This window comes from Bacillus vallismortis (assembly GCF_004116955.1).
Classification (GTDB): Bacteria; Bacillota; Bacilli; order Bacillales; family Bacillaceae; genus Bacillus; species Bacillus vallismortis.
Window position 1 is genome coordinate 2,135,857 of sequence record NZ_CP026362.1, and the last position, 21,914, is coordinate 2,157,770.

A 21,914-nucleotide genomic window follows, 5' to 3' on the forward strand; every position below is an offset into this window, starting at 1 on the left:
AAAAAAACCCCGGACAGTCGTCTCACATGAGATTGACTCTCCCGGGCTTTTTTCCCTCCGTGTGCATACACGCCTCTATTTACGCGTATGTGTTTTCTCTCGGACCAGTCCATGTCCATTGACATGCGGAACCCTAGAAAACTTTACCTGACATCATGATACTATAACTCGTCTCTTTCTTTCAATTGTAAGATTTTCTTTCATATACCGCGATCGGTTTATTCCATTTTCTGATCGTTCTGCTGTAAACCATGCCGATGTGCTCCGCCACCCGTATAGACGCTTTATTATCCGGGTCAATCAAAGCCGCCATCTTGCCGAACTGCCGCTCGTTGAAGCCGTAGTCCAAGCAGGCCTGAGCCGCTTCTTTCGCATAGCCGTTCCCCCAGTGGCGGCGGGCCAACATATAGCCGATTTCCATGACTGTTTGATTTTCAATCTGTTGGGGAACGATGCCGCATTGCCCCAAAAAGTCTCCCGTCTGTCTATCTTCAGCAATCCACAGACTGACGCCGTACCCTTTTTCATTTCTTTTGTTCCAATTGATCCAATCGCGGGTTTGCCTTTTATCTTTTAAGCCGGAGTAATATTTCATCACATCAGGGTCGTTAAAAAGCTTAAGCAAAGAGACATTATCCCGATCTTCCATACAGCGCAAACGAATTCGGTCAGTCACAAGCTTCGTTTTAGCGCTCATATCATCCTGTCCTGCTTCCATTCTTTTTTGAGGGCTTCAATATGGGCTTGGTGATAGCGGTTATGATCCGCCATATGCCAAATCCCCCACCTTACTGTCGCAGTGTCATCAGCGTAAGTAAGCGGCCGATGCAAATCATCATCGGTTAAGGTGAAACATACCGATTTCAGCTCGTTTACCACATGCTGATGTCCTCTTAGGAGTTCATCTAAACCGGGTTGGTTTTTTGGTTCAGGCAGCTGTCCGTTTCCATCTGTCATCGGGCCGTATGTCCGCTCAATATGATCTGGTATCCGATTTTCCTTGAGACGCCAAATCCACCTGATATCAACATTTGCGATATGGCGCAACAGCTGTGCCGTGCTGTTTTTTGTTTGGCAGCTGCCCTTATAATATAGTTCACCCTGTGTCATGTGACTTACAATAGAAGCCAGACGGAGACTGTTTTCTTCCACTGCGGAATACAGCAGACTAACCGTCGGCGCCATGTCGTTTCTAATACATAAGTCCTTCATGTTCAGCTCCCCCCTTACTAGGTACATTTGACACCAAGAAAAAATTCCCTTTAAAAAAGAAAAAAGCTCCCTTAAATAGAGAGCAGGATCAATTGTTATTTCCCGGTTTATATAAGTAGGGATCATGCTGCGGGCCGTTGGAGGAATTCACATCAAGCGAGATATCGCCATGGGCATTCATCGTGCCTAGTGTGACCGAGGACAGCAGTTTAGGGCTGTACCCTTTTTCCTCAAGCTGCTCAAACAGCCAGGATCGGTTTTTTTGAAGGTATTTCAAATTATGGTCAAGGATTTCGCCATCCAATATGAGTGGGATCGGGATAAAATTCCGTTCAGCTTCCATATTCAAATCCCGCACCTGCACCGCTCTCGCTTCCTCTTTTGGAATGACGCTTACTTCTCCCGTTTCCTCAATGATGGCAAGATCAATGTCAGCCGGATCGGCATAGCCCTTTTCCCTCAGCTTTCCGAGCAGTTCATTAACAGTCAGCCTTTCTTTACGCAGTCCCTGTTCATCAATATCTCCGTTTCGGATTAAGACTGTCGGGCTTACGACAAGCAACCATCTCCATTTATTAGAAAGGGAGAGCTTGGTCATCAGGAGATAAAGCACCAAAAAAGCGCCTGCGTAATAAATGGACATCGGCAGCCTGGATGTAAGAATCGGTTCACTGATAATCGTACCAATCGCGAAGGTCAAAAGCAGATCAAAATTGTTCATTTGTGACACGGCTTTTTTACCGGCAAGCCGAAACAAAATATACGCAATTGAAAATACAATAACTGGCTTCAGCAAAAATGCCCATACCATCCATAACACTGATCCCCTTACCTCCATCCGCTCGTTATATTGAGCCTATTGTTCCCTGAGGCAGAGCCTCTATGCGTCATTTCCCTTTTATCCGTTCCTAAATAGGCGAATATCTCTAACGGCTGAGTCAGTATCGTCGGATGCAGAAACAGTCGCCTGTCTGCCACTTCTATCATGATAAAAAAACTCTTCTCTTAGCGAGAAGAGTTTCACGGGGTGCTCAAACAGACTGTGCCAAACTTAATTGCGGGCCGAACAGCTCGTAATGGATAGATTCCGGCGCTGATCCGAGTTCTGACACAAGCTTATGCATTGCCGTAATAAATGAAGGGGAACCGCAAATATAATAATCCGCGTCTGTATTGGCAATCAGTTCTTTGAGGAACTGCTGATCAATCTGTCCTTCATGAAATTGAAGATCACCTGCTCGGTCTTCCTCAGTCGGCTCACGATACACAAATGCGGTTTTGACAGAAGAATGGTTTGCAGCTTCTTCCACCTCATGGCGCAAAGCGTGGTATTCACTGTTTTTCGCGGCATGAATGAACAGAATCTGCCGTTCAGGCTGCTTAGAAACAGATGTTTTCAGCATGCTGATCATTGGTGTAATACCAACTCCGGCACTGAGCAGAACGAGATCTTTTTGTGATGAAGGATTCAAAACAAAGTCCCCTGCCGGTGCGCTGACCTCTAGTGAATCTCCCTCATGCAGCCCATCGTGTAAATAGGAAGATACGGCCCCGTCTTTCTTCACTGAGATTCGATAATAGTCTTTTCCCGGCATATCAGACAGGCTGTATTGACGAATATGCGTATATTCAGAACCAGGAATCCGCACTTTGATGCTGATATACTGTCCTGCTTGACATTCAGGTAACGGCTTGCCGTCTTCCGGCTTCAAATAGAAGGATATAATTTCTTTGCTTTCCCGCTCTTTTTTCGCAATGACGAATGGCTTATACTCCTTCCAGCCGCCGGCTTGCTCTTCCGCCTGCTCATACATTTCTTTTTCAATTCCGATGAACGCGTCAGCGATTACGCCGTACGCTTTCTCCCATGCCTGGATAATATCAGGTGTCGCGGCGTCTCCCAGAACATCTTTGATCCCAATCAGCAAATATTTGCCGACGATTGGATAATGTTCAGCCTTGATTCCGATACTGCGGTGTTTATGGCCGATTTGTTTGACGACAGGAATAATATTTCCGAGCTGGTCAATATTTGCCGCAGCTGCAATAACGGCATTTGCAAGGGCAGTTCGTTGCGTTTTTTTCTTTTGATTGGTTTGATTAAACATGTTCAGAAGCTCTGGATGATCGTGGAACATCAGATCGTAAAAACGGCCAGTGATTGCTTCTCCATGCTGTTCTAATACGGGTACAGTGCTTTTAATGATTTCGATTGTTTGATTATCTAACATCGCATAAACAATCCTTTCAAAAGATGTATTTAAAATATATCTTTAAGATACACGATCCCGCGAATAAAAGATATATTTCAAATGAATCTTTAATAAATTTGTCACAAAATTATCCATTTAATGTGATAATTGTTGCTTTTTTATAGCATCCCCTAGCAAATACGGACTACCCCCTGTCATGATCACTAGCGGAAAGACGCAAGCACAAAAAAACCCAAAACAACTTGTGTTTTGGGTGTAACGATTACCAAGGTTTTTCAGTTCCAAGCGCATTTGCTAGCGCCTGGCTGTGTTTCTTGCGGTTCTTCCGTTCATTGGCGCGCTGAACGGCTGTATTATGAAGCATCACCTCTTCTTCCGTTTCCGGCACAACTCTCGGAACAGGCATCGGTTTGCCATTTGAATCCAATGCGACAAATGTCAAAAAGGATGTCGCGGCAAGCTCCCGTTCTCCAGTCATCAGATGCTCCTTAATGACTTTCACAAACACCTCCATCGAGGAAGTGCCGACCCATGTCACATATGACTCCAAGCAGACAGACTCCTTTTGGCCGATCGGCTTCAAAAAATCGACTGAGTCCATTGAAGCGGTTACTGTTTCACGTCTGCAATGGCGCGCCGCGGAAATAGAGGCAATGTCATCGATATAACTCATTAATTTTCCGCCAAACAGCGTATTATGGTTGTTCGTATCAAGCGGGAACACCCTGCTGGTTTTTACAACCTTTGACTCTTTACAAAATCTTGTTTCTGGTGTTTCCATATCTTTCTCCCCTTTGATGTCTGATCGTTTAGCAACATACACTCATATTCTCCTATTAAACAATATTCTCTGCCATTTGTCTAAAATTTAAAATGGTTTACCTGTCTTCTTTCCAAAACGTTTAATGATTTTGGTGATGGGGGAATAATACCTGTATTCTTCAAACGGTCAGGAGGAGAACCTATGGAAGCATCTATCCCGAAACAACAGCAAAAAACGGTATGCCGAACGGAATACGGCACACTTCAGAAAGTTGTTTTATGCAGTCCCGAGCACATGACCATAAAAGATGTCATAAACGAAACCCAAAAACATTTTGAAGATGACAATATCCATGTCAAAACCGCCACAGATCAGCACAGCCGCTTTGTTGAAGCACTCAGGTCACACAACATTGAAGTCATTCATTTGCCCGTGCGCGACGGACTCCCCGAGCAGGTCTTCACTAGGGACATAGGGTTTGTCATCGGAGAAAAAGCCTTCCTCTCAAGCATGACTGAACCGATTCGCCAAGGGGAAGAAGCCATCATAAAAGATTTTTTTCACAGGCAAGGCATTTCTTACACCCGTATGCTTCATACAAGCATTGAAGGCGGTGACGTCATTATTGATGAAGATATCGTCTACGTCGGTATCAGCCAGCGCACCGACATATCAGCCATCGGCCAGCTAAAAGAGGAGCTACCTGAATATACAGTCGTTCCAGTGCAGCTGCATGAAAAATTTTTGCATTTGGACTGCGTATTTAACATCGTATCTGAAAACGAAGCGTTAATTTATCCTAATGCCCTTAAGCCAGAGGCAGTTCATATGCTTGCAAAACGTTACGATCTCATTGAAGTGCCCGAGGACGAACAATTTACGCTTGGCACCAATGTCCTTTCAATCGGGAGAAAAACGATTATCAGCCTCCCTTGCAACCGCCATGTCAATCAGCAGTTATTAAATAGAGGCTACCATATCATCGAAATTGACCTGACAGAAATTATCAAATCAGGCGGCTCCTTCAGGTGCTGTACGATGCCGCTGATTCGCGGTGAATGAAGAATCCTCCCCTTTTCTACGTTTTGAACAGCTTATTTTATCAAGATACGTTAATATAGAGGTGACATCATTTTTAAGGGGGCATTCGCATGACAAAGTACATAGGGTATGTCGGAACGTATACAAAAGGCGGAAGTGAAGGAATTTATTCTTTTGAGCTTGATACTGAGAAAAAATCACTCAGTGAGCCAAAGCTTGCCGCTAAACTGGGCAATCCGACGTATGTAACACCGAATAAAAACAACACCATTCTATATTCAATTGAAAAAGCAGACGGCCAAGGCGGAGTTGCTGCCTATCAAATCGATCAAAACAGCGGCGAATTAACATTTCTGAATCATCAGTTAATCGATGGCCCATCGCCATGCCACGTAAGCGTTGATGATCAAAATCAGTTCGTACTGACTGCCAATTATCACAGCGGGAAGGTCCACGCTTTTCCGGTTCAGGAAGACGGAAGCTTGCAATCACCTGCTTCAGAAGCCGCCCACACAGGAAAAGGGCCGCACGAAAGACAGGAAAAACCGCATACACACTACGCTGGATTCACACCTGAACACAACTATGTTGTAGCGGTTGACTTAGGAATTGATAAACTGTACACCTATAAGCTGAAGGACGGCGGATTCACTGAATCCGGAAGCCATGCCTTCGCTCCCGGCGCAGGACCTCGCCATATCGCTTTTCATCCGAAAGAAAAATACGCTTATGTGATGACAGAATTAAGCAATGAAGTGATTGCGCTTGAATACAATCCGACAGCCGGAGAATTTAGAGAAATCCAGGTTGTCTCTGCCATTCCTGATGATTTTACGGATAACAGCCAGGGAAGCGCCATTCATGTCACACAGGACGGACGTTTTGTTTATGTCGCAAACAGAGGCCATGACAGTATCGCTGTCTTTGAAGTGAATCAATATTCAGGCGAGCTGGCTTTTGTGGAAAGAGTTTCGACAGAAGGAAACTGGCCTCGTGATTTCGTCCTTGATCCAACAGAAGCGTTCCTTGTTGCTTCAAATGAAGAAACAGGCAACCTTGTCCTATTTGAAAGAGACAAAGAAACCGGCCGATTGACAGTGCTTTCTTCAACTGTTTCCGTCCCTTACCCGGTTTGTGTAAAGTTTTTACATCAAGTATAAACAAATGGAGTGGCTCTAGTAAAAAGGAGCCACTCTTTTTATTTATCTCACTTTTTCCTTCGTTTCAGCATTTCGATACAAATGGCAAGCGACAAATCGGCCTGCTTCAATTTCCTGAAGCTGGGGACGGGATTCCCCGCATTCAGGCATCGCCTCCGGACAGCGTGTCCGAAACACGCAGCCGCTCGGCGGATTGACCGGGCTCGGCAGCTCCCCTTTTAAGAGGATGCGCTCGCGCTTATCCTCCAATTCAGGGTCCGGAATCGGAATCGAGGACAAAAGCGCCTTTGTATAAGGATGCAGCGGTTCGCGATACAAGGTGCCGCTCTCTGTAATTTCCATCATGTGCCCTAAGTACATCACACCGATCCTGTCGCTGATATGCTTCACCATCGAAAGATCATGGGCAATAAATAAAAACGTAATCCCTTTCTCTTTTTGAAGCCGCTTCAGCAGGTTGACCACCTGCGCCTGAACCGAGACATCAAGTGCAGAAATCGGTTCGTCCGCCACAATACATTCAGGGTTCAGCGACAGTGCTCTGGCAATCCCGATTCTTTGTCTCTGCCCGCCGCTGAATTCATGAGGATAGCGGCTGCCAAAGTCCGGGTGAAGCCCCACTGCCTCAAGCAGCTCGTCCACAATGAGAAGCCGCGCTTTATGGGTATTGTATAGATTGTGAATCTCCATCGGCTCCAAAATGATTTCTCGGACGGTCATGCGCGGGTTTAATGAAGCATAAGGATCCTGGAAAATCATCTGCATCTTGCGGTTGAAAGCAAACTGCTCTTTCTCACTCAGTGAGTGGAGGTTTGTGCCGCGGTATTTCACACTTCCTTCCGTTGGCTGATACAGGCGCATCAGCACTCTCCCTAAGGTTGATTTTCCGCACCCTGATTCACCGACTAGCCCGAATGTTTCTCCCTCAAGAATCTGAAAGGTAACCCCGTCGACGGCTTTGACCGTCCGTTTTTTCCCTGCGTCAAAGTGCATTTTCAGCTGGCTGACCTCTAACAAAGGCAGTGGCGTCATTTGTCTCCCTCCTTCTCTGAAAAACAGCGGCGGACCGCACCAAGTTCTTTTTCATAGATGGTCTCTTTCAACGTGAGGATTTCGATTGATTTCCCTGTCTTTGGAGAATGAAGCATTTTCCCGCCGCCGACGGACAGACCGACATGATGAATCGCTCCTTTTCCTTCCCCATCAGCAAAAAACAGCAGATCACCGGCTTTCATAGCATCAAGCGGGATGTCCTTCCCCGCCTTTGCCTGATCTCCCGCATCACGAGGGATGCTGTATCCATTGGCTTTACATATACTGTACATAAACCCTGAGCAATCAAATCCAAATCCGCTGATCCCTCCCCACAGGTAGGGCAGTCCGAGAAAAAACATCCCCGATTGAATGATGTCTTCAACAGTCCCTTTCTGTTCGCGAACATGCGCTGCGTCCGTTTGCTTCACAAATCTTTCCCCCAAAGGTGTTGAAACCTTAAGATATCCGTTTTCTTCTGCAATAAAGGGCAGGAGCGTTAAAAAGCTTAATTCAATTTCCTTTTCGCCATTACTTTTATATAAAAAGGCAGCAGGTTTGCTGATCATCACATCGCTTTGCGTCTGAATGAGGCTTATTTTTTTCAGCTGGTTCTTTCTCATCCAGCCCGGATATCCGCGCGGATCCTTTCGGGATGGCTGGCTCGGCACGATCACAGAAACCCATTCGCCCTGTTCTCCTGTCACCAATACCTTTTCGCCAAAGAGAACCTGGGTCTGGATCACATTGTCTGTACATAATCCAAGCCTGTCATCATACGTCATGCGCTCCAGCCAGTCTCTGATCATTACGGTCGGACGAAGCATCACTTGGTCAGCAGGACGCGGCGAATCAGGCGCGGTCCAAATGTTGGCCACTGCTGATATGACAGTATGCATCATGGTTTTATTTCCCCTTTCTATAGCGCAGCTCCGGTGATACCGAGACCCGGTCTGTCAGGCATCGTAATTTTGCTGTTGCTGTATGTGATGCCGCCTTTGATGACATCTGTTTTCAGCATCAGCGGCGCGTCAAAATCAAAGCGTGTGATATTTCTTTTGCTTGCGGCGAAATGCGCCGCGGCCGTAATGCCCAGCTTCGTTTCGATCATGCTGCCGACCATGCACTCCACTCCGCACACCTCGGCCATGGCATTGATTCTCTCTGCTCCGCTGATGCCGCCCGCTTTCATCAATTTAATATTAAGTAAGTCAGCGCTCCGGGTTTGAAGAATGTCGAACGCCTGCCGCGGCGTAAACACACTTTCATCAGCCATAATCAGTGTATCTGTCGCATCTGTCACCTTTTTAAGCCCAGCGAGATCGTCTTTATGGACAGGCTGCTCGACAAGCTCAATGCCAAGACCTGCATCCTCCATTTTCCGAATGGCTGTTATCGCTTCCTTCGGCGTCCACCCCTGGTTGGCGTCTAATCGAAGTTTCACGGCTGGGCCGACACGTTTTCTGATTTCCTGGATTCGGGTGATATCTGTTGCAATATCATCTTTGCCGACTTTTATTTTCAGCGTTTGAAAGCCTTGTTTGAGATATTGCTCAGCATCAGCTGCCATCTCTTCAGGCGGGTTGACACTGACGGTATAGTCCGTTTCCAGCGTATCTCGGTATCCGCCGAGCAATTGGTAAAGCGGCAGTCCGCACATTTGCGCCCAGCCGTCGTATACCGCCATCTCCACAGCCGCCTTCGCGCTCTGGTTTCCTGTGAGGAGATGCTGAATGTCGTGAAAAATGGCCTCACAGCCGGACAGGCTTTTTCCAACTAGTGCCGGCTTCAAGACATTGTGAATCGCACTTTCAATGCCTTCCATGCTGTCTCCTGTAATCACCATCGTCGGAGGCGCCTCCCCCCATCCGATAGCGCCGTTGTCATAAGTGATCCTTACAATGACCGATTCAGCTGTATGCACAGTGCGAAGCGCGGTTTTAAACGGCTTTGTCAGCGGTACGGCGATTCGGGTTGTTTCGATTCGCGTGATTTTCATGTCTTCAGCGCCCCTTCTGAAACGCCCGCCTCGATCACGACTGTTTTTTGTTCTGTATTCATAGCAGCTTGCGCACCGATCGGTACGGCGAAACTCGGTGAGCAGTGGCCGATTTTACATCCTCTCAGAGCAGGCTTGCCCGCCGATACAATATAGTCTTCAAGCACCTGCTCAAGCGAGAGGGACTTCTCCCTCTTCACCGGGACACAGTTATGAAAATCACAAACAAGAATTCCGGCTGCATCGGTCAACTTTCCTGCCATTTTCAGCTGATTCAGCATCCGGTCGATTTGATACGGCTCCTCGTCTATATCTTCAATAAACAGAAGTTTGCCTCTCGTATCAATTTCAAACGGCGTGCCCAGCGTAGACGTCAGCAAAGAGAGGTTTCCTCCGACAAGCTCGCCTTCCGCTTTCCCCGGAACAAGCACGGTTAGCGGAGAAAGCTCTTCAGTATAGGTGAATTCCGTCTCTTGGAAGAGCTGCTCATACGACGCTTTTGTCAGCGGGTGAACATCGTCGAGGCCAATATCTGAGCTGAGCATCGGGCCATGGAAGGTGACAAGGCCTGTGTTTTGATGGATGGCAGTATGTAAAAACGTAATATCGCTGTACCCCCAAAAGATTTTAGGATGTTTGCGGATTAAGCTGAAATCAATGCCGGCGGCGATACGTCCTGTCCCAAACCCCCCGCATGCGCACAGCACGGCTTTTACCTCCTCGTCTCTGAACATCTCATGGAGATCAGCCAGCCGCTCATCATCCTGTCCCGCTAGATAACCGTGCTGGTTTTTTAGCGCCTTGCCCAATTTCACCTTTACACCTAGCTCTTTTAAAAATAAAAGCGCGGTGTCAAGCTTTTTTGGATCCGGGGGGCTTGCGGGCGCGATTACTCCGACTGCATCACCCTTTTTCAGCGCTTTCGGCTTGTGATTCAACTGAATCGCTCCTTTCATTTGCTCTGCACCCTACGTATACGTGCAAGAATGAGAAAAAATACCGCTTCTTCGCCATAAAGAAGCAGTATTTCTCAATTGCCGGCGTCAGTTTTTATCGGCCCATTTTAAATCGATATAGCCGACAGGATGCCGGACGATTCCCTTCACATGTTCGTTTTGAAGATTGACCTGGTTATAGAAATAAACCGGTATGATCGGCGCTTCATTGACCAACAGCTTTTCCGCTTGATGCATGAGGGAAAAACGCGTTTTTTCATCGGCTTCATGTTTCGCTTGCTTGATCAGCTGATCATATTCTTTATTGGCCCAGCCTGTGCGGTTCATCGAATTTCCTGTTTGGAAGGCTTCCAGAAAACTAATAGGGTCGGCGTAATCAGGCAAAAATGAGCTTTGAGAGAATTGGAATTTTAGCGCTTTTTGGTCTTCTAAAAATACGTTCCATTCCATATTGGCCAGCTTCACATCGACTCCAAGGGTATGTTTCAATTTTTGCTGGATCGCCTCGGCAATCTTTTTATGCTCGGGCTTTGTGCTGTAAGTGAGAGTGATCGCAGGAAGCTTATCATAGTTTTCTTCCTTCATGCCCTTTTCCAGCAGCTGCTTCGCTTTGTTTTCGTTTGGTGTGAGCAGGTCTCCTCCCGCTTCACGGAAATCCTTGCCGTCAGGCTGCGTAAACCCGGGCGATACAAAAGCATGCGCCGGCTTTTCATTGTTTTTCGTGACGTACTTTACAATTTCCTCCTGATCGACAGCCAGCGCAAAGGCTTTTCTGATGTTTTCATTTTGGAAGGGCTCCATGTTCACATTAAATCGGTAAAAATAGAGGCCCGCCTGGCTGGCAATGCTGACTTTTTCCTGATCCATCAGCTGGCCGCTCAGCTCAGCAGGGACATAAGCGGTATCCAGTTCCCCAGACTGAAACATCTGGTAATCTGTATTTCTGTCACTGACCATCGCCCATTTCACCTTGTCAAGCTTCACGGTATCTTGATCCCAATACGTGTCGCTTTTCTCCATTGTGATGCTGTCATCATGCTTCCATTCCGTCAGCTTAAACGGACCGTTCCCGACAAATGTATCCGCCTCAGCAAACCACTTTGGATGTTTTTTATCGACCTTTTCGTTTACTGGAAAATACGCCGGATTGGACACGACGCTGAGAAAATATTTTTGCGGTGCTTCAAGCGTTACTTCAAGGGTTCGATCATCCTTTGCCGTCACCTTCACATCCTCTTTTTTCCCTTTCCCGCTGTTATACGCTTCACCGCCTTCAATAAAATAGCCTAGAAACGCGGAGGAAGCCCCTTTTTTCGGATCAAGCATCCGTTTCCACGCGTATTCAAAGTCTCCGGCCGTTACCGGATCTCCGTTTGTCCATTTCGCATTGTCCCGTATCGTAAATGTGTAGGTTTTTTTATCTTTTGACACAGACCACTTTTCCGCCATTGCCGGTTCAGGCTCATGATCTTTCCCGAGGCGCGTCAGCCCCTCCATGATGTTATTCAACGGCTGCCACGATACATTATTAAAACCGATCGGCGGATCGAATGAAGTCGGTTCATTCTCGTTATTTACATACAGCACTTTTTCTCCGCTTGTTTTCGCTTTGTCATTACCGCTTTCTTTTCCGGCCTGTTCGTTTGCTGTACATCCCATCAACGCAAATGAAAGCCCTAATGCAAGACTCATTCCCCATAGCTTTTTCACTCGTTTCATTCTCTTCCCCCTATTCATGATCAATCCTTCGCGTCGCCGTACAGCACCGCATGCTCAGCCCGTTGATCCTGCAGCCAGCAGTTGACGGTGTGCGTGTCAGACCTGATCGTCTGGCCCGGGTATACCCTGTCACACACGATCATCCTGTTCGGACAGCGGGCGGCAAACGGGCAGCCTGGCGGAGGTGAAAATAAATCCGGCGGCGTCCCGTCAATTGGAATCAGCTCCGCGCCCTCCGTATCCAACCGCGGGACAGAGTTCAGCAGCCCTTTCGTATAAGGATGCTGAGGCTGATAAAAAATATCTTTTCTCGTGCCGATTTCCGCTATTTTGCCGGCATACATCACTGCGACTCTGTCGGCAACTTGGGCAACGACCCCTAAATCGTGTGTAATCAGAATGACAGACACATTCGTTTTTCTCTGAATCTCTTTAAACAGCTCCAAAATCTGTGCCTGAATGGTCACGTCAAGAGCGGTGGTCGGTTCATCTGCGATTAAAATATCAGGCTCGCAAATGAGCGCCATCGCAATGACGATCCGCTGTCTCATGCCGCCGCTGAATTGGTGCGGATACTGTTTGAGACGCTCTTCGGGATCGGGAATGCCGACCATTGACAGCATGGAAAGCACTTCTTCCCTCGCCGCTTTTTTGCTCATGTTTTTATGGCGCAGAAGTGCTTCCCCCAGCTGGTCTCCGATCGTCAGCGTCGGGTTTAACGCCGTCATCGGGTCTTGAAAAATCATAGAAATGTCGGCTCCCCTTATGCTTCTCATATCTTTGTCAGAGAGACGGCAAAGGTCTTTCCCCTTAAATAAAATGCTGCCGTCCGTCACCTTCGCTGAGTAGGACGGAAGCAGGCCCATGATGCTTTGGGAAGTAACGCTTTTGCCGCAGCCGGATTCGCCGACGATTGCAAAGGTTTCACCTTGATACAAATCAAAGCTGACCCCTCTGACGGCCTGAACCGTCCCGCCGTAAGTCGTAAAAGAAACGTGCAGATGTTTGACTGACAGAACTTTTTCCATACAGCTACCTCCTCAGCTTAGGGTCGAGCGCATCCTGCAATCCGTCCCCGAGCACATTAAACGCATACATTGTTAAGGAAATGAAAAAGGCCGGAAAAAACAGGCGCCACCAATGCCCGGATAAAATTGTAGGCAGGCCGTCATTCGCCATCACACCCCAGCTGGCAAACGGAGCCTGTATGCCGAGGCCGAGAAAGCTTAAAAAGGATTCTGCGAATATAGCGGCAGGTACGGTTAATGTCATTTGTACGATAATCGCTCCCATTGTATTCGGAAGCAGATTCTTCCGGATGATGCGAAAGGTTTTCGCACCAAAGGTTTTCGAGGCGAGTACATATTCATAATGTTTCATCTGAAGCACCTGCCCTCTTACAATTCTCGCCATGCCAACCCATCCGGTCACAGTCAGCGCCACAATGATAGTGCCGAGTCCCGGCCCCATCAGCACCATCAGCAAAATGACAACAAGCAAATACGGCAAGCCATACAGCACTTCGATAATCCGCATCATGACGCTGTCAGTCCTGCCGCCTTTATAGCCGGCAACACCTCCGTAGATAACTCCGATCACAAAATCAATCAGCGCTGCCATCACGCCGACAAATAACGAAATCCTCGCTCCGTACCATGTGCGGGTAAACACATCCCGGCCGAGCTCATCGGTGCCGAACCAATGCTCGGCTGAAGGCGGAAGATTTTGCTCGGTCAGTGATTGGCGCGCGACACTATGGGGCGATAAAAAAGGCCCGATTACTGCCATGACAAAAAGAAATAAAAGAATCAAGAGCCCCGCCATCGCTAATTTATTTTTCTTCAGCCTCCTCCAGGCATCCTGCGTGTATGACAAACTCGGCCGCTTAACCGAATCGGCTTCTCGATTTTTTTCCTGATTCGAGACAAACCACTCATCCAGCACCTGAAAATCTTGCTCTGACTGGCGTTCATCTGTTTGTACAGGGAGATTCACACGCCTCACCCTTTCTTATGCAGTTTAATGCGCGGGTCTAAGAGACCGTAAGCCAAGTCGACCAAAAACAGCATGATGATCAGAATGACGCTGTAAAAAACGGTCGTTCCCATAATCACGGGATAGTCCCGCTGATTAATGCTTTCAACAAAATATTTTCCCATTCCCGGAATGGCAAAGATTTTTTCAATAACAAAGCTTCCTGTTAAAATGCTGGCGACGAGTGTGCCCAAGACGGTAATGACGGGCATGAGTGCATTTCTGAGTGCGTGTTTTACGATAATTTTGAACGGAGAAAGCCCTTTTGCCTTTGCTGTGCGGATATAATCCTGTGTCAGGACTTCGACCATGCTTGACCGTGTCAGCCTGGCAATGATCGCCATTGGCCCAACAGCAAGCGCTGCGGTCGGAAGCACCATATGAATCGGGCTCGTCCATGTGGCAGCGGGAAATAGTTTGAGATTGACAGCAAATTGCTGAATGAGCAATGTTGCCAGAATAAAATTCGGGATGGAGATGCCAAGTACAGCCAAACTCATCGCGGCGTAGTCCAAAAAGCCATTGCGGCGGAGCGCAGCGATTACGCCCAGCACGAGCCCTGAAATCACAGCAATGACAATCGCTGTCATTCCAAGCTCAAAGGAAACGGGAAATCCGCGTTCCAGCATGTCATTTACGCTGTCTGACGGTTTTTTAATGGAAGGTCCGAAATCGAATGTAATGATGGATTTTAGGTAGATGATGTATTGGAAAATGAGAGGATCGTCTAAGTGATAGTAGGCTTCGAGATTTTTTTGAACGGCTTCATTTGTGCCTCTCTCCTCGTTAAAAGGAGATCCGGGAATGACCTTCATAAGAACAAAAGTCAGGGTGGTAATCACCAAAATCGTAGCTGCCATTGCCCCAAAACGCTTCATCATGTATCGAGCCAATGCCTAAAACACCCCCCTTCAGCAGAATGATGTCCGCATCGCAAGCTCAGTCATGACAAGCATCGCCTGATAGGCTTCAAGCATGTCCTTCGCCTGAAATTGAACGGTTGTGGTACCCGGGTTGATTTCAGTTCCCGGCATCAGATTGGCCCATTCTGCCTGGCCGTAATTGGCGAATTCAATGCCTAAGATCGGTCTGTCAGGCGGTGTGAGCGGTTTGACTTTGTCTTTGTTTTGCAAGGCAAATGCGGTTTTTTCTGTCAAAAGCCGGCCGGCTTTCGCGGGGGACATGCACTTCACTGCGGATCTTGAAATGGTTTGTTTGACAACGGCTGTCGTGACATTCGGTATGAGCTCTTCCGCTTCCTTGGCCGCCCGGTCATCTCCGGCTACCATTAACACCGGGACATCATAATAACCGGCAACATACGCATTTAACCCAAGCTCACCGACAGGCCGATCGTTTATGTAAAAATGCCTGACGCCGAAAATCATGCTGTGTGACATCACACCCGGAGTCGAAGCTCTCGCATGATAACCGAGAAACAAAGCGCCTGTGAACGTATCATCCAACCCTTCTACCATTGAAAACGGTTTGACGTCACCGGAAATCAAGTCTGCTTCAGGATGAAGCTTTTCGACCAACAGATTATTCATCTTCGAATGGCTGTCATTGACCAGCACCTCGGTACACCCGCTATTAAACGCTTCGGCAATACAGTAGTTTGCTTCTTCAGTCATGATAAGCCGCCCGCGTTCGTAATTTCGCTTGCCGGAATCTACAAAGGTATCATCCGGAAGACCCGAAATCCCTTCCATATCTACTGACATGTACAGCTTCATAACACTCCTCCTTTTTACTAAATTATGAATATTCTAACAAATTATATTAAAAAAAGAGGAAAAATGCAATATAGCCGGGGCAAATCACAACTTTTCAGTGATAAAAAAATGAATCCTCTTTCAAGGATTCACGTTTGTTTCTCCGCCTGTTCTGTTAGCAGCTCATATTTTTTCAAGGTTCTTTCAAACATCTCATCAAAAACGTCCGGCACCGAGGCCCGGATCACCTCAGCTCCCTCTCCTGTGATTCCGCCTTTCGTTGCGACACGTTCCAGCGTTTCCTCGAAAGATACCTTCTTTTCGATCAACAGCTTGCCAGTTCCATACAGCGAGTGAATCAGAAAATCAAAGGCTTCTTCCTTGGACAGGGTGCTGTTTCTGACTGCAGACAGCGCCAGTTCTTCGAAGATAGCAGCTATGAACCCTGGTGCCGAGCTCGTCAAATTGCTGGCGGCGTCTATATTCGATTCATTGATTTCTCGTACACGGCTGAAAACCGATAACCGTTCATTCAGGCGTTCTTTTTGATCAGCTGTCAGTGTTTCACTGTGAACGACAAGCGAGATGCCCGCTTCTGCTTCGGACGTAATGGCAGGGATGACACGTGATATACCGGCTTCCGTTTCAGCCTCCAAAAGACGCAGCGGCACACCGGCGGCAATGGATACGATATGCGTGCTCCTGTTCACATACGGGTGCAGACGGCGCATTGTTTCAATAATATTTAGCGGCGGGACACATATCAATATCAAACGGCATGCATCCGCCCAGTTCTCAAGCGAATCAACCGATACATGTGGATAATCTGATATCAGCGCCTTCAGCCGCTCCCCTTTCGTTCTTGTTTCAATAAAGAGTTCATTCTCCTTAATTTGTCCATGCTTCAACAGCTGCCTGGCGATCATATCGGCCATGCTGCCATATCCAATCAATCCAATCTGTTCCATCGACTCAGTCCTTTCATATACAATAAGAAGTGTACCGTTTTCCGCCCTTTTTCACAATTTCCCATAATCTTTTCATTTTTATCCCACAGTTTTTGTTTATGATAAACTCAAGTCATAAACCTATCATAATCAAATTGAAAAAATGTATGAAAATAGAGAAATGGAGTGAACATGATGGATAACTATCGTGACGAAAACAAGACGGAAGGAAATGAGAATGAGGTCTTTCTAGCGAAAGAGAACGATCAGGGCACCTCCCACTCAGCCCGTAACGTCATTCATGATCAGGAGAAGAAAAAACGAGGCTTTGGATGGTTCAGACCGTTGCTTGGCGGTGTGATCGGCGGCAGTCTCGCCCTTGGCATTTACACGTTTACACCGCTTGGCGACCATAATGCTCAGGATACAGCAAAACAATCATCAGGCCAGCAGCAAACGCAATCTGTTACTGCGAAAAGCACATCCTCTGAATATGGCAAAAGCTCGTCAGACTCAAGCAGCTCATCTGCATTCAAGAGCGAGGATTCTTCTAAAATCTCAAATATGGTGGAAGAGATTTCACCGGCCATTGTCGGTATCACTAATCTTCAGGCCCAGTCAAACAGCTCTTTGTTCGGCTCTGGCTCATCCGGTTCCAGCGAAGGTACGGAAAGCGGTTCAGGATCTGGTGTCATGTTTAAAAAAGAGAACGGCAAGGCTTATATCATTACGAATAACCACGTCGTAGAAGGGGCATCTTCACTGAAGGTATCTTTATATGACGGCACGGAAGCGACAGCAAAGCTGGTAGGCAGTGACTCGTTAACAGACTTAGCGGTCCTTCAAATCAGTGATGACCACGTAACAAAAGTGGCAAGCTTTGGCGATTCATCCAATCTCAGAACAGGCGAGACCGTCATTGCGATAGGAGATCCGCTCGGAAAAGACCTGTCCCGCACAGTAACGCAAGGAATTGTAAGCGGTGTGGACAGAACGGTTTCAATGACCACATCAGCCGGTCAAACCAGCATTAACGTGATTCAAACCGACGCAGCGATTAACCCGGGTAACAGCGGTGGTCCATTGTTAAATACAGACGGCAAAATCGTCGGCATTAACAGTATGAAAATCAGCGAAGATGATGTTGAGGGCATTGGATTTGCGATCCCCAGCAACGATGTAAAACCGATTGCAGAAGAATTGCTGTCTAAGGGGCAAATTGAACGCCCTTATATCGGTGTCAGCATGCTTGATTTAGAACAAGTGCCGCAAAACTACCAAGAAGGCACACTCGGCCTGTTCGGCAGCCAGCTGAATAAGGGCGTATACATCCGTGAGGTCGCCTCAGGCTCTCCTGCTGAAAAGGCTGGATTGAAAGCGGAGGATATTATCATCAGCCTGAAGGGCAAAGAAATCACTACAGGCAGTGAACTGCGCAATATCTTATATAAGGACGCAAACATCGGTGATACCGTGGAAGTGAAAATTCTCAGAAACGGCAAAGAAATGACGAAAAAAATCAAACTCGATCAAAAGGAAGAAACAACTTCGTAAGACATAACGCCTCAGGCCGCAAAGCGGCCTGAGGTTTTTTATTGGACAAAAGGCCTGTAAGCTCTGCGAAACAACCTGCCTCAACATCTGAGAAACTGGCCTGAACATGAAAATCGTGGGATCAAGCATGGTATGAGCAAGCTTAATTTTCCTGCGCTAAAGCTTTCTCCTTTCTGAATCGACGGCTGGGGAGTTGCACTGGGGCCAGTATTCTATTACATAATCGATACGTCTCTCATCGTGTGTTTCTGCAACGCCCTCGAGATATTCAGCTGAATTCAGACAAACCGAAGTCGACACTATTTTATTTCAGCATGACTGAACCGCAATCCAAGTTTACAATCCATCAGTCCCATAAACGATCTACGTCTGTTGCTTTAATCGTTTCGCAGAACATGAACATAAAACCCCCTGTCCGCCGCGGACAGGGGGTTCATATTATGACATATGCTGGTCTCTATAGAGTCTTTTGCTTTCAATTCCATACGATTTCTGAACGATGTAAAGCGGCCTGTCTTTAGCTTCATCATAAATCCTGCCGATATATTCGCCAATCATGCCCAGAATCAGAAGGACGATGCCGCTGAACAGGAGCTGGATCACAATAAGTGATGACCAGCCTGTAATTGTGCTGTCTGTAAATAGCTTCAGATACAGCACGATAAACATATACAAAAATCCCGCACCTGACATGAACATCCCCGCATAGCTTGCCAGCTTCAGCGGCTTGTGCGAAAACGTCGTGATGCCGTCCATTGAAAGCTTCAGCATTTTCTTCAGCGGGTACTTTGTTTCTCCAGCGAGCCTTTCATCACGTATGTACTCGACCGCTGTCTGTTTGAAGCCCACCCAGCTGACGAGCCCTCTGACAAAAGGATTTTTTTCTTTTAATCTCTTCATTTCATCACAGACTTTTCTGTCCATGAGGCGGAAATCCCCTGTATCAATCGGGATTTCAATATCCGTCATGCTGCTGAGAAGCCGGTAAAACATAGCCGCGGTTTGTTTTTTGAAAAAGGTTTCCCCTTTTCGTTTTGTCCGCACGGCGTACACGACCTCATAGCCTTCCTTCCACTTTTCAATCATATCTAAAATCAGTTCAGGAGGGTCCTGCAAATCGGCGTCAATGACGGCGATTGCATTTCCCTGTGCATAATCCATACCCGCTGTAATGGCGATCTGGTGCCCAAAGTTCCTTGAAAAATCAATAATTTTCACTCTTGGGTCGATCAGGCTGCATTCCCTTAAAATCTCAATACTGCGATCTTTGCTTCCATCGTTGACAAAAATCAGCTCGTAGTTTTCCTTCGTTTGATCCATGACCTCTTTTAAGCGCTGATAGGTTTCATGAATGACAAGCTCCTCGTTATACACAGGTACAACAACCGAATATTGAATATGTCTGCTCATGTTTATCCCTCCTATTCATCAGCATTCAGTTCGTATAATGCAGCTGACTGATTCATTCCGCGAGGCCCGCCGCCCATTTGGCTGTTTCCGCCTGAAGTCTTGCTGTTGCTTGATGTATCAGCTGAATCATTATTTTCTGTTTTCTGATCAGATGATGCTTGTTGATCTGAGCTTGATTGCCATTGATCTGAGGACACTTTCTTCCCGTTTTTCTGAACCCATTCAACAATATCGTTGTTTCCGCCTCTTCCCATTCCAGACGCTAAGAAGTATTTCACTTTTCCTTCTTTTACGAGCTTTTTAAATTGAGTCAGCGTAATAGCCGGGTCAGAACCGCTGAATCCGCCGATTGTCATGACCGCTTTTTTTGTTTCAATAATATATGGCGCCGCTGTGTTCGAGTCGGTTGTGGCAAATAGATATTCGGCTCCGGCGTTATGTTTCTCCAAATATGTGATCAGTTTTTCATTTACAGTCGCCTCGGACATCCCCATGCCTTTTCCGCTGGCTGAAGCGAGTTGAGGTCCTGTTTCAGGCTGTGAGCTGTTGCCTCCGTAAAGAAGCGGTGTGCTTGCCCAATAAATCGGCATCACCAGCAATGTGAGAAGAGCTGCAAGTGACACATAATAACTGATCGATTTTTGGCGCTGTTTGAACATCAGCAGCGCCATCGCTGACAACGCGCCAATCACACCTAGCCCAATGCTCCAGCCTGATCCGATTTGATCGGTATAGTTTCTGAGAATAAACAATTCAAATCCAGTTGTGGCGATGATCGCTGCCGGCAGAAGCCATGATGTCCAGCCTGTCTGATTGCGGTACAGGTGAACAAGGGCAACCCATCCCGCACCGACAAGCGCCGCAATCGGCGGTGCCAGCATAATGAGATAATAATGGTGGAAAAATTCCGCGACACTAAAGAATCCGGCAATCGGCACAAGCCACGCGACCCAGAATACCGTTTCTTTCTGCGTTGCAGATAATCTTCTTTTTTCTCTTGCACCTGCGATCAGTAAGCCTGCAATTCCAAAAAGCGCAAATGGTATTAGCCAGCTGATTTGATCAGATAATTCCTGTTGGAAAAGCCGCAGTGGACCCGGTGTTCCCGTTCCGAACATTCCTGAGCCTGATTGCATTTTCGAGCCGGTGCCTGTACTGCCTTCCCCTCCGTCTCCGTCAGGTCCGCCTTGGCCGCCGCTTGGCATTTGGCCATTGGATGGAGGCGCCGGCATACTGTCATTTTGGCCATCACTTGATGAACTGCTGCTTGATGACTGGTCAGTTTGTGATGAATGGTTAACAGAAGACGGCATTTCTTTTGAAGCATCTCCATCTGGCCCGCCCTGGCCGCCGGAGTTTTGGCCAGTCAGCCGCTGAATCCCGTTATATCCGAAAGCCAATTCTAAAACAGAGTTGGTCTGGCTGCTTCCGATATAAGGCCGTTTATCCGCAGGGATATTGTCAACAATGAGCGGCCATGATAACGAAACGGCGGCTAATACGGCTAACGCACTTACCAAGGAAATGATTTTTTTCTTGATTGTGGCGTTTGCCGCAATCAGATAGAACAGTAAGAAGGCCGGTAAAATCATATAAGCTTGAAGCATTTTTGTATTAAAACCTACTCCGACGACGAAAAATGCTGCTAACAGCCAGATTAGCTTTCCTTTTCTGATCGCTTTAAAGAGAAGCCATGTGGCCAGCAATAAGAAAAATACCAGTAATGCATCAACATTATTTGTACGTGCCACAGCTACTGCAATCGGCGTACATGCCATCACAAATGAGGCAATGCGCGCCGCCGTCTTGCCGAATGTCGGCTTTATCAGCAAATACATCAGAAAGACTGAACCTATACCCGCCAATGCTTGAGGAAGAATGACGCTCCACCCGTGCATACCGAAGATCAGTGCGCTGATCGTTTGGATTTGGTATGTAACGGGCGGTTTATCAACTGTTATAAAGCCGGCAGCATCGAACGAAGCATAAAAGAAATGATGAAAGCTTTGCATCATACTTGTAACTGCCGCGGTGTAATAAGGATTCACCGTGTCATCTTTCCAAATGTTATAGATATTTAAGAATGCTGATGCGAGCAAAATGAGGATGAGGATGATATCCAGCTCGCGTTTTTTCTTTTCCACTTGTTTTTCACTCCT

20 protein-coding genes and 1 riboswitch are annotated in these 21,914 nt (G+C 47.1%); of the genes, 3 read left to right on the forward strand and 17 right to left on the reverse strand.

The features are described 5' to 3' along the window. Nucleotides 1-36: 36 nt before the first annotated feature. Nucleotides 37-148, reverse strand: a riboswitch (guanidine-I (ykkC/yxkD leader). 33 nt (nucleotides 149-181) lie between these two features. From BV11031_RS11515 to BV11031_RS11535, 5 genes are all read right to left on the reverse strand, one after another. Beyond that, on the reverse strand, nucleotides 182-697 hold the full coding sequence (locus BV11031_RS11515; RefSeq protein WP_010330458.1) for a GNAT family N-acetyltransferase: 516 nt from the start codon (nucleotides 695-697) through the stop codon (nucleotides 182-184). Beyond that, a complete protein-coding gene (locus BV11031_RS11520) occupies nucleotides 694-1,212 on the reverse strand; it encodes a DinB family protein (protein WP_010330457.1) in 519 nt (172 codons plus the stop codon). The genes BV11031_RS11515 and BV11031_RS11520 overlap by 4 nt, the downstream gene beginning before the upstream one ends. An 88-nt stretch (nucleotides 1,213-1,300) precedes the next feature. Then, nucleotides 1,301-2,032, reverse strand: a complete 732-nt coding sequence (locus BV11031_RS11525; protein ID WP_026014530.1) for a DUF421 domain-containing protein — start codon at nucleotides 2,030-2,032, stop codon at nucleotides 1,301-1,303. Between the two features lie 211 nt (nucleotides 2,033-2,243). Beyond that, the gene (gene hmpA, locus BV11031_RS11530) at nucleotides 2,244-3,443 is read right to left on the reverse strand and encodes an NO-inducible flavohemoprotein (protein ID WP_010330455.1); all 1,200 of its coding nucleotides are present in this window, start codon (nucleotides 3,441-3,443) and stop codon (nucleotides 2,244-2,246) included. Nucleotides 3,444-3,687: 244 nt separating this feature from the next. Then, the gene (locus BV11031_RS11535; protein ID WP_010330454.1) at nucleotides 3,688-4,206 is read right to left on the reverse strand and encodes an acyl-CoA thioesterase; all 519 of its coding nucleotides are present in this window, start codon (nucleotides 4,204-4,206) and stop codon (nucleotides 3,688-3,690) included. Between the two features lie 183 nt (nucleotides 4,207-4,389). Between BV11031_RS11535 and BV11031_RS11540 the strand changes: the two genes are divergently transcribed. Both BV11031_RS11540 and pgl read left to right on the forward strand, forming a co-directional pair. Then, complete coding sequence (locus BV11031_RS11540; RefSeq protein WP_010330453.1) at nucleotides 4,390-5,250, forward strand: dimethylarginine dimethylaminohydrolase family protein; 861 nt, start codon at nucleotides 4,390-4,392, stop codon at nucleotides 5,248-5,250. 89 nt (nucleotides 5,251-5,339) lie between these two features. Then, nucleotides 5,340-6,389, forward strand: a complete 1,050-nt coding sequence (gene pgl, locus BV11031_RS11545; RefSeq protein WP_010330452.1) for a 6-phosphogluconolactonase — start codon at nucleotides 5,340-5,342, stop codon at nucleotides 6,387-6,389. 42 nt (nucleotides 6,390-6,431) lie between these two features. Here pgl and BV11031_RS11550 read toward each other — a convergent pair whose 3' ends face one another. From BV11031_RS11550 to proG, 10 genes are all read right to left on the reverse strand, one after another. Continuing rightward, nucleotides 6,432-7,421, reverse strand: a complete 990-nt coding sequence (locus tag BV11031_RS11550) for an ABC transporter ATP-binding protein (protein WP_010330451.1) — start codon at nucleotides 7,419-7,421, stop codon at nucleotides 6,432-6,434. Continuing rightward, nucleotides 7,418-8,323 (reverse strand): gamma-D-glutamyl-L-lysine dipeptidyl-peptidase, encoded by a 906-nt coding sequence (gene eepC, locus BV11031_RS11555; RefSeq protein WP_010330450.1) that lies wholly within the window; start codon nucleotides 8,321-8,323, stop codon nucleotides 7,418-7,420. The genes BV11031_RS11550 and eepC overlap by 4 nt, the downstream gene beginning before the upstream one ends. 17 nt (nucleotides 8,324-8,340) lie before the next feature. Further along, complete coding sequence (gene ykfB, locus BV11031_RS11560) at nucleotides 8,341-9,420, reverse strand: L-Ala-D/L-Glu epimerase (protein ID WP_010330449.1); 1,080 nt, start codon at nucleotides 9,418-9,420, stop codon at nucleotides 8,341-8,343. Then, on the reverse strand, nucleotides 9,417-10,376 hold the full coding sequence (locus BV11031_RS11565; RefSeq protein ID WP_010330448.1) for a S66 peptidase family protein: 960 nt from the start codon (nucleotides 10,374-10,376) through the stop codon (nucleotides 9,417-9,419). The genes ykfB and BV11031_RS11565 overlap by 4 nt, the downstream gene beginning before the upstream one ends. Before the next feature lie 87 nt (nucleotides 10,377-10,463). After that, on the reverse strand, nucleotides 10,464-12,113 hold the full coding sequence (gene dppE / locus BV11031_RS11570) for a dipeptide ABC transporter substrate-binding protein DppE (RefSeq protein WP_082246372.1): 1,650 nt from the start codon (nucleotides 12,111-12,113) through the stop codon (nucleotides 10,464-10,466). Nucleotides 12,114-12,115: 2 nt separating this feature from the next. After that, entirely contained in the window at nucleotides 12,116-13,123 is a 1,008-nt protein-coding gene (locus BV11031_RS11575; RefSeq protein ID WP_010330446.1) for an ABC transporter ATP-binding protein, read from the reverse strand. Between the two features lie 4 nt (nucleotides 13,124-13,127). After that, nucleotides 13,128-14,090 (reverse strand): dipeptide ABC transporter permease DppC, encoded by a 963-nt coding sequence (gene dppC, locus BV11031_RS11580; protein WP_010330445.1) that lies wholly within the window; start codon nucleotides 14,088-14,090, stop codon nucleotides 13,128-13,130. 5 nt (nucleotides 14,091-14,095) lie between these two features. Continuing rightward, nucleotides 14,096-15,022 carry a dipeptide ABC transporter permease DppB gene (gene dppB / locus BV11031_RS11585; RefSeq protein WP_010330444.1) on the reverse strand — a complete coding sequence of 309 codons (927 nt, stop codon included), beginning with the start codon at nucleotides 15,020-15,022 and terminating at the stop codon, nucleotides 14,096-14,098. Between the two features lie 18 nt (nucleotides 15,023-15,040). After that, nucleotides 15,041-15,865 carry a D-aminopeptidase DppA gene (dppA, locus tag BV11031_RS11590; protein WP_010330443.1) on the reverse strand — a complete coding sequence of 275 codons (825 nt, stop codon included), beginning with the start codon at nucleotides 15,863-15,865 and terminating at the stop codon, nucleotides 15,041-15,043. 128 nt (nucleotides 15,866-15,993) lie between these two features. After that, nucleotides 15,994-16,812 carry a pyrroline-5-carboxylate reductase ProG gene (proG, locus tag BV11031_RS11595; protein ID WP_010330442.1) on the reverse strand — a complete coding sequence of 273 codons (819 nt, stop codon included), beginning with the start codon at nucleotides 16,810-16,812 and terminating at the stop codon, nucleotides 15,994-15,996. A gap of 174 nt (nucleotides 16,813-16,986) precedes the next feature. On the opposite strand from proG, the gene htrA reads away from it, so the two are divergent. Beyond that, nucleotides 16,987-18,345 carry a serine protease HtrA gene (gene htrA, locus BV11031_RS11600; RefSeq protein ID WP_010330441.1) on the forward strand — a complete coding sequence of 453 codons (1,359 nt, stop codon included), beginning with the start codon at nucleotides 16,987-16,989 and terminating at the stop codon, nucleotides 18,343-18,345. A 438-nt stretch (nucleotides 18,346-18,783) separates the two neighbouring features. Here the strand turns inward: htrA and BV11031_RS11605 are convergent, their stop codons facing one another. Beyond that, nucleotides 18,784-19,755: a glycosyltransferase family 2 protein gene (locus BV11031_RS11605; RefSeq protein ID WP_010330440.1), complete on the reverse strand. Its 972-nt coding sequence runs from the start codon at nucleotides 19,753-19,755 to the stop codon at nucleotides 18,784-18,786. Between the two features lie 11 nt (nucleotides 19,756-19,766). Then, the gene (locus BV11031_RS11610; protein WP_010330439.1) at nucleotides 19,767-21,899 is read right to left on the reverse strand and encodes a glycosyltransferase family 39 protein; all 2,133 of its coding nucleotides are present in this window, start codon (nucleotides 21,897-21,899) and stop codon (nucleotides 19,767-19,769) included. Nucleotides 21,900-21,914 lie beyond the last annotated feature (15 nt).

Bases quoted from the DNA above. Each gene is read 5' to 3' on its own strand.
- eepC (WP_010330450.1), bottom strand. From the start codon at position 8,323: ATGATGCATACTGTCATATCAGCAGTGGCCAACATTTGGACCGCGCCT.
- htrA (WP_010330441.1), top strand. From the start codon at position 16,987: ATGGATAACTATCGTGACGAAAACAAGACGGAAGGAAATGAGAATGAG.
- BV11031_RS11540 (WP_010330453.1), top strand. From the start codon at position 4,390: ATGGAAGCATCTATCCCGAAACAACAGCAAAAAACGGTATGCCGAACG.
- BV11031_RS11575 (WP_010330446.1), bottom strand. From the start codon at position 13,123: ATGGAAAAAGTTCTGTCAGTCAAACATCTGCACGTTTCTTTTACGACT.
- BV11031_RS11565 (WP_010330448.1), bottom strand. From the start codon at position 10,376: ATGAAAGGAGCGATTCAGTTGAATCACAAGCCGAAAGCGCTGAAAAAG.
- BV11031_RS11535 (WP_010330454.1), bottom strand. From the start codon at position 4,206: ATGGAAACACCAGAAACAAGATTTTGTAAAGAGTCAAAGGTTGTAAAA.
- ykfB (WP_010330449.1), bottom strand. From the start codon at position 9,420: ATGAAAATCACGCGAATCGAAACAACCCGAATCGCCGTACCGCTGACA.
- BV11031_RS11520 (WP_010330457.1), bottom strand. From the start codon at position 1,212: ATGAAGGACTTATGTATTAGAAACGACATGGCGCCGACGGTTAGTCTG.
- BV11031_RS11605 (WP_010330440.1), bottom strand. From the start codon at position 19,755: ATGAGCAGACATATTCAATATTCGGTTGTTGTACCTGTGTATAACGAG.
- dppA (WP_010330443.1), bottom strand. From the start codon at position 15,865: ATGAAGCTGTACATGTCAGTAGATATGGAAGGGATTTCGGGTCTTCCG.
- hmpA (WP_010330455.1), bottom strand. From the start codon at position 3,443: ATGTTAGATAATCAAACAATCGAAATCATTAAAAGCACTGTACCCGTA.
- proG (WP_010330442.1), bottom strand. From the start codon at position 16,812: ATGGAACAGATTGGATTGATTGGATATGGCAGCATGGCCGATATGATC.
- dppE (WP_082246372.1), bottom strand. From the start codon at position 12,113: ATGAATAGGGGGAAGAGAATGAAACGAGTGAAAAAGCTATGGGGAATG.
- pgl (WP_010330452.1), top strand. From the start codon at position 5,340: ATGACAAAGTACATAGGGTATGTCGGAACGTATACAAAAGGCGGAAGT.
- BV11031_RS11550 (WP_010330451.1), bottom strand. From the start codon at position 7,421: ATGACGCCACTGCCTTTGTTAGAGGTCAGCCAGCTGAAAATGCACTTT.
- BV11031_RS11515 (WP_010330458.1), bottom strand. From the start codon at position 697: ATGAGCGCTAAAACGAAGCTTGTGACTGACCGAATTCGTTTGCGCTGT.